Here is a 10,322-nt window from a genome sequence, read left to right as displayed (position 1 = left end):
CGTCGGCGTCGGCAGCGAAGCGCTGGCCTGGGGCGGCGTGCTGGTCATCGCCGGCCTGCCGATCTACTTCTGGCTGCGCCGCAAGGGCTGAGCCCGATCCGCAACAGAAAACGGCACCGCCCATGCAGTGCCGTTTCGGGTGACGCTGGCAACAGCGGCATCGCGGCCGCTGCTGTCATTGGATGTTCCGTGCCTGCTAGCGTTCCGGTTTGGCCACTACGCGCAGCTTGTCGGCATCGACCTGTTTGACGCCCTTGATGCCGCGTGCCACCGCAATGGCGCGATCCTTCTCGCTCTGGTGGTTCACCGTGCCGCTGAGCATCACCGTGCCATTGACCGTTTCGACCGTGATCTCCAACCCCGGCACGTTTTCCGTCGCCAACAGGTCGGCCTTCACCTTGGTGGTGATCCAGGTATCACTGCCCGGCTGATGCGATTCCGCGTGGGTCTTGTCATGTTCCGTCGGCGGATTCTTGTCCTCGCCGGCAAAGGCGGTGCTGACGCCCAGCGGCAACAGCGCCAACAACAGCCATCGACTCGTTTTCGCCCGGTTCATTGGATTTTCCTCGGATGGAGCAGGAACGCTCCGGGTGCAGCCTCGCACCGCCGGGGTTAATGCCATGCCTTTGCCGAAGCCGTAGCGCTCATGTCCGCCTGACATTGATGTATGCGGATTCAGCAAAGGGACCGGTCCCGCTCCGCTGCAGCTGCCGTTCCGCCATCGCCGTGCAACCGGGCCCGACAGCAGGCATCCACCGGCACGCCATGGGAAGAACCCGCGGGGCGATCAGCACGTCCCCAGCCGCTGGAAATGCTCCACCTCGTCCAGCCAGACCCGCTGCACGCTTTTTCCGCCGGTATCCAGCGGCAGCACGCCGTTGGTGCCTTCATTGCCGCCTTCATCCAGGAACTGCAGTATCGACGGGCGCTCGACCACCGTCCCGGTCAGTGTCGCGCCCCCGCGCAGGTGCAGCTCCACCACCAGCTCAGCATCCAGCGCGGCCTGCAGATCCTTCAGGCGCTCGATGGTGGCCTGGTCGGTATGTACCCGGGGTGCAATCTTGCTCATAGTGATTCTTTCATCCTGGCGGCCGGGGCCGCACCGATGCTCCGTGTGTTAATGGGAGGCCCACACTGGCCTGCGCGCGGGAAAACCGGGGTGAAGACGCCGGGCTACGCGCCTTCGCGATGGTCGTTTAAAGAGGGGCCACCAACAGCAAGGGCCCCGAAGGGCCCTTGCTGTTGCAACACTCACACCTGTCGATTACCAGATGCGCACGCGGTCTTCCGGGGCGATGTACTGCTTGTCGCCGGCCTTCACGTTGAACGCGTCGTACCACGCATCGATGTTGCGCAGCGGGGCGAAAGCGCGGATGTGGCCCGGCGAATGCGTGCCGTTGACCAGCTGCTGGCGCAGTGCGTCGTCGCGCCACAGCGTGCGCCATACCTGCGCCCAGCCCATGAAGAAGCGCTGCTCGCCAGTGAAGCCGTCAATCACCGGCGCCGGCTTGCCGTCCAGCGAGCGGCGGTAGGCTTCCAGCGCGATGGTCAGGCCACCCAGATCGCCGATGTTCTCGCCCATCGCCACGCGGGCGTTGATCTTCATGCCCGGCAGCTGCGGGAACTCGAACGCCTCGTACTGCGCGCCCAGCTTGGCGGCCTGCGCCTCGAACTTGGCCGCGTCTTCGGCGGTCCACCAGTCACGCAGCACGCCGGCCCCGTCGGACTTGCGGCCCTGGTCGTCGAAACCGTGGATGATCTCGTGGCCGATCACGCCGCCGATGCCACCGTAGTTCACCGCCGGGTCGGCGGACGGATCGAAGAACGGCGGCTGCAGGATCGCGGCCGGAAACACGATCTCGTTCTTGACCGAGTTGTAGTACGCATTGACCGTCTGCGGGGTCATGCCCCACTCGTTCTTGTCGACCTTCTGGCCCAGGCGGGCGCGGCGGTAATCCCACTCGAAGGCACGGGCGCGCAGCGCGTTGCCGACGATGTCGCCGTTGCGCACTTCCAGCGCGCTGTAGTCGCGCCACTGTTCCGGGTGGCCGATCTTCAGGCCGAAGCCCTTGAGCTTGGCGTGGGCCTCGGCCTTGGTGGCCGGGCTCATCCAGGCCAGCGTGTCCAGGCGCGCGCCCATCGCCAGCTTCACGTTGGAAACCAGCGCGTCCATCTTGGCCTTGGCATCGGCCGGGAAGTACAGCTTGACGAAATCGCGGCCGATGGCCTCGCCCATGATGCCTTCGCTGTAGCTGACCGCGTTCTTCCAGCGCGGCTTGGGCTCCGGCTGGCCGGACAGGAACTTGGCGCGGAACTCGTACTCGGCATCGACGAAGTTCTTCGACAGCAGACCGGCCGCGTCATCGGTGGTGTGGAACGCCAGCCACGCCTTGAGCGTGTCCAGGTCGGTGGCGGCAAACACCTTGGCCAGCGCCGGAATGGCGGTGTTCTGGCGCAGCACCACGCTCTCGGCTTGGCCAACACCGGCAGCGTCGAACAGCACGTTCCAGTCCACCTGCGGCGCCTGCGCGGCCAGCTCGGCGCGGGTCAGCCGGTTGTAGGTCTTGTCGCGGTCACGGCTCTCGGCGCGGGTCCAGTGGCCCTTGGCCACCTCGGTTTCCATCGCCATGATCTTCGCCGCCGCGTCAGCCGGCTTGTCCCAGCCGGCCAGGGTCAGCAGCTGCTCGATATAGGCCACATAGCGCGCGCGCTGCGGGGCGAACTTCTCGTCCAGATACATCTGGCGGTCGCCCAGGCCCAGGCCGGACTGGCCCATATACAGCGTGTAATGCTCCGGGTCGCGCTGGTCGTCGGAGACGCCAAGGCCGAACAGCGTGGCGCCGAAACCGGCATTGCTGCGACCCATCAGCGCGGCGATGGCCGACTTGTCCTTGGCCGCGCGGATCTCGGCCAGCATCGGCTTCAGCGGTTCAGCGCCGGCCTTTTCGGCGGCGGCCTCGTCCAGGAAGCCACGGTACAGCGCGGCGATCTTGGCGCTGTCGCCATCGGTGGCCGGGTTGCCCAGCGCATAGCCTTCCAGCAGCTGGTGCACGCGCGCCTCGGACAGGTCGCGCAGCGCCAGGAACGCGCCAAAGCTGGACTTGTCCGACGGGATCGGGGTGTTCTTGGCCCAGTTGCCGTTGACGTAGGCGAAATAGTCATCGCCCGGCTTGGCACTGGTGTCCATGCCGGCCGTGTCGATGCCCCAGTTGCCCATGCGCGGCGCGGCGATGCTGGCGCCTGCGGTGGCACTGCCGGCCTCGGTGGCGGCAAACAGGGTTTGCACCGTGCATGCGTCATCCACGCAGGCGTGGTCCTGGCCGGCGGACGCCGAACCGGCAATCCCCAGGGCCAGCAAGGTGGCGGTGGTCAACAGCGTCTTTTTCAACAGAACTCTCCTGGTAAAGGGTGGCGGAGCCGATTCCCCCGGCCCCTCGCGTGCAGGCAAGCATAGCCAGCTTTGCCCACAAGCCCATGTGCCGGAGGCCATGCTGCAGCGACACAAACCACGCCCCACGCTCCCTGCAGGAGCGACGCCGGGTGGCCTCGGGCCATCAGTCGCGACCGCCCGGCCCAACTCCCCTATGCAGCGGCACCGGGTGGCCTTGGACCATCAGTCGCAACCTTCCCACTGTCACAAGAACGGTAGCCCCCCGCTCCACCTTGATACATGTCACCTCGCGGGCGATGCCTGCTTGCTACGGTTGGGGTACGCCTGAACCGATGCCACGACCATGAAGATGCGCTCCCTCCATGTCCCCGCCACCGCCCTTGCGCTGGCCCTTGCCGTGACCGCCTGTACCGCCGGCAATGATCACGCCCCGGCCGCCGACACCGCCGCTGAAGCAAGCACCGCAGCGCCCGCCAGCTCCAGCCACGCCCATGCCGCCGCATCCGCCCCCGCCCCGGTACTGGCCGAAGGCCAGCGCTGGCAAACCGACGAGCCGCTGCGTACCGCCATGGGCCGCATCCATGCCGAGGTACTGAAGAACCTGCCCGCTTTCCATGACGCGCGGCTGCAGGCCGCCGACGCCGCCGCCCTCGCCGATGTGATCGACAGCAACGTCCAGTACATGTTCGCCCACTGCAAACTGGCCCCCGAGCCCGATGCCGCCCTGCATGTGCTGATCACCCGGATGCTCACTGCCGGCGCGCACCTGCGCGAAAACCCCGCCTCGGCCGAAGGCATGCCGGAACTGGTGGCCGCGATCAACACCTACCAGGCAACCTTCGATCACGAAGCATGCAGCCGCTCACCCACGACTGAGGCAAAGTGCCGGCCCGTTCTCGACGGCCCCAGCCTCAATGCAACCGGATTAAAAAACCCAGAGCCCTGTCATGCGGGGCTTTGCGTTGCGGCGATCTAATTGTCGTTCAAACCATTGGGCGCGCGCGTCTGCAGCCGCTCCTTCCAGGTGTTCTCTACCTGCACCACGTCTTCAACCAACACATCCGGCGACAGTGGTCCACAGCGTCTTTTTCAACAGAACTTTCCTGGAAATAATGGCGGAGCCGATTCCCCCGGCCCCTTGCGTGCGGGCAAGCATGGCCGGCTCTGCCCACCTTCCCATGTGTAGGAGGCCATGCGGCGACGGTAGCGGTTGCAGCGCGTGCTTGGACCTTCGATCAGAAGGCAAGCCGGTACACGTTATCCAACCAGCGCCCCCTCAAGCGCACCGCGTGCATGGGTGATCGCCGTCGCCAGCCGCTGGCTGAAATCGGAAGGGCGATCACTGAGCAAAATCAGCCGCTCCAGTGCACGGGTCATCGCCACATACAGCAGCCGCGCCTCTTCCGCCGGCTCGGCGTTATGCAATGGCAACTGGCCGAGGCCAGGAATCAGCACCAGCGGAAACTCAAGGCCTTTGCTGGAATGCATGCTCACCAGCTTCACCGTGTCGCCGCTGGCAAACAGCGCATCGCGCCCTTGGGTACTGAGCGCCGAGGTGAAGGGAATCGCGGCCCGTTGCAGAATCTGCTCCAACGCCTTGGCCTGATAATTGGTGCGGTAGATCACCGCCATGTCCGACCAGCTTTTCCTTTCTTCGGCCGCCTGCTGCAACGCCAACACCAGCTCACGCATTTCCTCACCAGTGTGAGCGCATTGGCGCAACTCCGGATATGGTCCATGGCGCCCTGCACTTTCCGGCAACACCTGCGGCACACCATCCTCATCGGCATCCCGCGCATTGAGCAGCTCCTGTGCGAAGGCCCGCGCCACTGCCAGCACCTGCGCGGTGTTGCGGTAATTCAGGCGAAGGATGGTGGTGCGCCCCTGCGCCCGGATACCGACACTGGAAAAACTGAAAGCACGCCGTTTCGGCCCCGGGCGATAGATCGACTGCGCATCGTCATACAGCACCAGCAACGAATCGGATGCCGGATCGAGCATCTGCACCACCAGCTGGAACCAGTCCGGCTCAAAGTCGTGCCCCTCATCGATCAGAATCGCCGCGTACTGCGAACGTGGCACACGCCCCTGCTCCACTCCATTTATAAGCGTGGACACCATCTGCTCGTTGCGCGTGTCGAAATCCATCCCATAAGCCGGCTTGGACAGGTGGTAGCTGGTGAGCATCTCCCCGCACCAGCCATGGAAGTGATGCACCACCACCCGCCCCCCACCACCCCGCTCGTTGATGATCTGCCGCAATCGCGCGGCCAGTGAACGGTTGAAGCAGAGTATCAGCACAGGCTTGGGTACCGCCTGCGCGATATGCAGACTGCGATAGGCCAGAATCATGGTCTTGCCGCTGCCCGCCACCCCATGGATCACCCGGTGGCCTTCTCCCAGCGAACGGGCCAACTGCTCCTGCTGCAGGTCCATCACCTTCATCAGATCAGGCAACACATCCTGCTCGGGGGAAAACAGGCCGAACTGACCCGGCATGTGATTGACACGCAGCTCGGGAAACAGATGCCCGCGTACCCGGTCAATCTGCGGCAGGCTCAACTGGCAGTGGAACACCTGGGTGAACATGTCCCAAAGCCGCTGCTGGAAATCCTCCGCCTCCACGCTCTCGGTCATTTCATCCGAACAGATGACCCGCTGCGGGTCCAGCACCTCGCCCCAGCCGGCCTCGTTGAACTGCTTGCGCGTGATGCGGGTAAGCACTGCACCCCAGCCGTATGGCATGCAGAGCCTGCCGGCATAAGGCGTGTTGGCGGCCTGCTTCAAGGCGGGGTCTTTTTCCAGCAAGCTGGTTACGCTGAGCACATACTGCCGCGCCTGCAGCTGCGGATTCACCACTTTCTTGATGCCGCCGCCGACATGGATCTGCGCCTGCGTGCGATCCATGGCCTGTACCGTTTCCACCCGCCAATCCTTGACCTCCAGCACCAGCAGGCCCCGACTGGGATGTAGCACGATGAAATCCGGATAGACCGCCTTCGGCCCCACCGGCACGTTGCACCACACCAGATAGTCGTCTTCCAGCTTGCGCTGCAGGCGCTCGGCCAGGCGGCGCTCGCCCGGCGTATCAAACCGGCATGCGGAAAACTGGGGAAATAGACGGGCCATAAGGTTCCTTCCAAGGACGCGCCGCCAGTTATACGCAATTACCGACCGGTCAGCTCATCCTCGCAGGCATGGATCTGATGGGCGGACGCCGAACCGGCGAAACCCCGGGCCCGCAAGGTGGCGGTGGCTGCGGTGGCGGTTGCAGCGTTTGGAGGGGATCAGCCCTGAAAATCAAACTGTGTTCTTCCGGGGCCATCGAAATATCGCTGCCTCCCGCTTGAAATCCCCAACCACCGGCAGGTGTCTCATCACTACTGGTTTAAGATGGCAGCACAACGTCAGGCATTACCTATGAATACCGAGATACAGTCATTGCAGCAGGCACTTCGCGAATTTGCGCAGGCCCGCGACTGGGGACAGTTCCACTCTCCCAAGAATCTGGCCGCCGCACTCTCTGTCGAAGCGGCCGAACTACTGGAGCCCTTCCAGTGGCTGACAGAAGAACAGAGCAGGAATCTCTCCGGCGCCCAACTCGGTCAAGTCACCGAAGAAGTGGCCGATGTACTTCTTTATCTGCTGCAGCTGTCCGACAAACTGGGCATCGATCCGGTCCAGGCAGCATGGAAAAAATTGGAACTCAATGCGCTGAAGTATCCAGCTGACGCAGCACGGGGAAAAAGCGACAAGTACAACAAGCTGTAATCAACCAGACCTTAGGGGGAGGCGCGTTGATCGTTTATCAAGCCAACAAATCCGGTTTCATCAAGGACATCGAAAACCGCGGCATCGAGTACCAGATCGCCCGCACCTATCTGGACAAGACCGGCCGCTATGCGCCCGACGCTGAGCTCAGAGCCTGGCGTTCCTCCCTGCAAGAGATGGCCTCGGTCCTTCGGGATGACGGAATTCCCGACGACACAGGCATCGGCGTCGAATTCGGCATCCCCCAGACCTCCAAACGTATCGACTTCCTTATCTCCGGAAGCACGGCCGACGGCACACCCCACCTCATCATCGTGGAGCTGAAGCAGTGGTCGTCGTCCAAGCTTTCGGTCAAAGACGGAATCGTTGTCGCCCAGCGCGGCGGCCCGCGAGAGAGCGAAGGCCCCCACCCCTGCTACCAGGCATGGTCCTACGCCGCGCTTCTTGAAGGCTTCAATGAGGCCGTGCATGAGGGAGATGTTTCCCTGAAGGCCTGTGCCTACCTGCACAACTACACCGATGACGGCATCATCACCCATCCCCATTACGCTCCCTACATCGAGAAGGCGCCGATCTTCCTGAAAGGAAACACGGAGCGGGAAAGGCTGCGGAGCTTCATCAAGCAGCATGTCAAACGTGGCGACAATGCCGAGCTTCTCTACCGCATCGAGAACGGGCGCATCCGCCCTTCCAAGATGCTGGCCGACAGTCTCGTCAAAATGCTTCGTGGCAGCCGCGAGTTCATCCTCATCGACGAGCAGAAGCTTGTCTATGAAACCGCACTGGCGGCAGCCCGTACCGCTTCGTCCGACGCCAAACAGGTTGTCCTCGTCAAAGGCGGCCCCGGCACCGGCAAATCAGTGGTTGCCATCAACCTTCTCGTGGAACTGACCAGACTCGGCCTGCTTGCCAAATACGTCTCCAAGAACGCAGCCCCCCGCGCGGTCTACAAGGAAAGGCTGCGCGGGAACTTCAAGCAGGTGGAGATCGGCAATCTCTTCAGCGGCTCCGGCGGCTTCATCGAGACAGCCCCGGACACCTTCGACGCACTGGTTGTCGACGAAGCGCATCGCCTGAACCGGCACTCCGGGCTGTACGGCAACCTCGGCGAGAACCAAGTCAAGGAGCTGATACAAAGCGCCAAATGCACGATCCTGTTTGTCGATGATGACCAGATGGTCACCTTGGCCGATATCGGCCACTCCGACGAAATCCGCCACTGGGCCAACGAGCTTGGCGCCTCCGTCACCGAGCTGGAACTGGCATCGCAATTCCGCTGCAGCGGATCGGATGGCTATCTGGCATGGATCGACAACACCTTGGGCATCCGCGAGACCGCGAACACCTCGCTGGATCATGGCGACTTCGATTTCCGGGTCATCGACTCCCCCACCGAGCTGCATGCCCTGATCGCCGAGAAGAACCGGCACAACAACCGGTCGCGCGTCGTTGCCGGCTACTGCTGGGACTGGGAGAGCAAGAAGAAGCCCGAGGCCTACGACATCGTTATTCCGGAATTCGGCTACCAGCGGCAGTGGAATCTGGACAAGGACGGCAGCCTCTGGCTGATCGCCCCGGAGTCCATCGACGAGGTGGGATGCATCCACACCTGCCAGGGTCTCGAGCTGGATTATGTCGGGGTCATCATCGGCCCGGACATGGTTTTCCAGAACCACACCGTGCAAACCGACCCGTCAGGCCGCTCGAAGCAGGACCGTTCGATTCGCGGCTACAAAAAAATGGTGCAGAGCGACAGAGAAGAAACTCGGAAGCGGCTGGACCGGATCATCCGCAACACCTATCGCACCCTGATGACCAGAGGAATGAAGGGATGCTATGTGTACTGCACCGATCCGGAACTGCAGGCGCACCTATCAAAGGCCATCAAACCACTGGCACCGGTCGTGCTGTAGCGAAATGACGGCTTTCGGTCAAGCGCGCGCTTCGGAGCACCACTTAAAATAGGGGAAATAGTTCGTCGCAATGTCATCCAGATCCGACCCTCTTCTCCTCCGAAGCGGCCTGCTCTGCGGTCGCTCCGGCATCTTGGCCACGCAGTAGGAAAGCCGTCCAGAACTGCGGAGGAAACGGCGTTCGAAAGTGCCGGCATGCCATCAGCACCAAACCAAAAAATCCGTGACGGACCGCAGACGCGAACGAAAGATCAGGCACCGTATTCTGCGCCAGTAAGTCCCGATTCGCCTGTACCAATTCTGTGATGGTAGCTGGGAAGACGATGGGAGCTTCGGTGGTACCGGATTCGCGTTGCGCCGGCCCACGGTATAGAGAAGCATCCGTCTCCTCATCCGGATACCACAACTGTAAGCAGACGTCTTCGAACACATCAGACTGGAGGGATTGCAGTAGGTGGTACAGCTCCTTGTGCCCAAAAATTGCACACCAGTACAGGACGGTCGGAACGAGTGTGCTCAGGTGACGGAGCTTCTGCACCTTGGCCTCGTCCAATTGTCCGGCGTCGAATTCGACGAGGTCATCCAGCGAATCCGACGCGATCGGGAATCCCTTGGACCGACGAAAACTGTAGACCAACCTGTGGCCAATTTCCGAGAGCCACGCCTTGGCTGCACCTTCTTTCCCCGTCGAGAGCAGCAGAAACAAAGCTAGCGAAATCTCAATGGCGTGCCCATCGAAACGCGGGGAACCGGAGCTCGGGTTGTTCTGGATCAGCGCCACAACTGCATCGGCCACTACACCCGCATTGTTTACCGCAGCAGGATCATCAGCCCTAGCGCACGTTGAAACTGAAGCACCCCAACCTCAGCTAGCAAGCCGATCTGTTCGAACACCTTGTTAGCTACCAAAGAACTCTCGGCTGCATAGCTGGATACCGCATCACGGACAAAGCAGTATGGCTGCAATTTGACGAAGTACGCGTGGCAAATTTGGTTGTGCAAATTGCAGATGTCAACATACGCCGACATGGCTGCCCTGTAGCTCATCAACTCTCGCGTGCGTACCCCCTCCCATGCCCACATGCAACAGCGCTCCCCCGCGAGGAAAGCGTTCAACAAATTTCCTTCCTGTTTTGCCCAATGGAACATCACTTCAAGGGCCAATGCGGCTGTTTTTAGTTGCCGAACGAACCGCTTTCGCACTCGACTGTCCGATACCGGCGCACCGTCTTTCGTTGGGCTGGTAA

At 62.3% G+C, this 10,322-nt stretch carries 9 protein-coding genes; 3 read left to right on the top strand and 6 right to left on the bottom strand.

Features of this window, described 5'->3' with window-relative positions; genetic code table 11:
- Window positions 1-196 precede the first annotated feature (196 nt).
- From JCM9942_RS05865 to JCM9942_RS05855, 3 genes are all read right to left on the bottom strand, one after another.
- Window positions 197-556: a BON domain-containing protein gene (locus tag JCM9942_RS05865; RefSeq protein ID WP_054658361.1), complete on the bottom strand. Its 360-nt coding sequence runs from the start codon at window positions 554-556 to the stop codon at window positions 197-199.
- Between the two features lie 231 nt (window positions 557-787).
- Window positions 788-1,069, bottom strand: a complete 282-nt coding sequence (locus JCM9942_RS05860; RefSeq protein WP_054658359.1) for a DUF3247 family protein — start codon at window positions 1,067-1,069, stop codon at window positions 788-790.
- A gap of 195 nt (window positions 1,070-1,264) precedes the next feature.
- On the bottom strand, window positions 1,265-3,388 hold the full coding sequence (locus tag JCM9942_RS05855) for a M13 family metallopeptidase (RefSeq protein WP_054658357.1): 2,124 nt from the start codon (window positions 3,386-3,388) through the stop codon (window positions 1,265-1,267).
- 346 nt (window positions 3,389-3,734) lie between these two features.
- On the opposite strand from JCM9942_RS05855, the gene JCM9942_RS20445 reads away from it, so the two are divergent.
- The gene (locus JCM9942_RS20445; protein ID WP_054658355.1) at window positions 3,735-4,367 is read left to right on the top strand and encodes a hypothetical protein; all 633 of its coding nucleotides are present in this window, start codon (window positions 3,735-3,737) and stop codon (window positions 4,365-4,367) included.
- A 281-nt stretch (window positions 4,368-4,648) separates the two neighbouring features.
- Here the strand turns inward: JCM9942_RS20445 and JCM9942_RS05845 are convergent, their stop codons facing one another.
- Window positions 4,649-6,520 (bottom strand): DEAD/DEAH box helicase, encoded by a 1,872-nt coding sequence (locus tag JCM9942_RS05845; RefSeq protein ID WP_054658353.1) that lies wholly within the window; start codon window positions 6,518-6,520, stop codon window positions 4,649-4,651.
- A gap of 291 nt (window positions 6,521-6,811) precedes the next feature.
- Between JCM9942_RS05845 and JCM9942_RS05840 the strand changes: the two genes are divergently transcribed.
- Window positions 6,812-7,162, top strand: coding sequence for a nucleotide pyrophosphohydrolase (locus tag JCM9942_RS05840; protein WP_054658351.1), 351 nt, complete (start codon window positions 6,812-6,814; stop codon window positions 7,160-7,162).
- A 26-nt stretch (window positions 7,163-7,188) separates the two neighbouring features.
- Entirely contained in the window at window positions 7,189-9,075 is a 1,887-nt protein-coding gene (locus JCM9942_RS05835) for a DUF2075 domain-containing protein (RefSeq protein ID WP_054658349.1), read from the top strand.
- A gap of 73 nt (window positions 9,076-9,148) precedes the next feature.
- On the opposite strand, the gene JCM9942_RS05830 is transcribed toward JCM9942_RS05835, so the two are convergent.
- A complete protein-coding gene (locus tag JCM9942_RS05830) occupies window positions 9,149-9,871 on the bottom strand; it encodes a hypothetical protein (protein ID WP_054658347.1) in 723 nt (240 codons plus the stop codon).
- Window positions 9,872-9,885: 14 nt separating this feature from the next.
- Window positions 9,886-10,322, bottom strand: a 437-nt coding sequence (locus JCM9942_RS05825) for a hypothetical protein (protein ID WP_218185461.1), incomplete at its 5' end; no start/stop codon positions are given.

Origin of the sequence: Stenotrophomonas pictorum JCM 9942, assembly GCF_001310775.1 — a bacterium.
In the GTDB taxonomy this organism is placed as follows: domain Bacteria; phylum Pseudomonadota; class Gammaproteobacteria; order Xanthomonadales; family Xanthomonadaceae; genus Stenotrophomonas; species Stenotrophomonas pictorum.
This window is presented reverse-complemented; position numbering and strand designations above follow the sequence as displayed.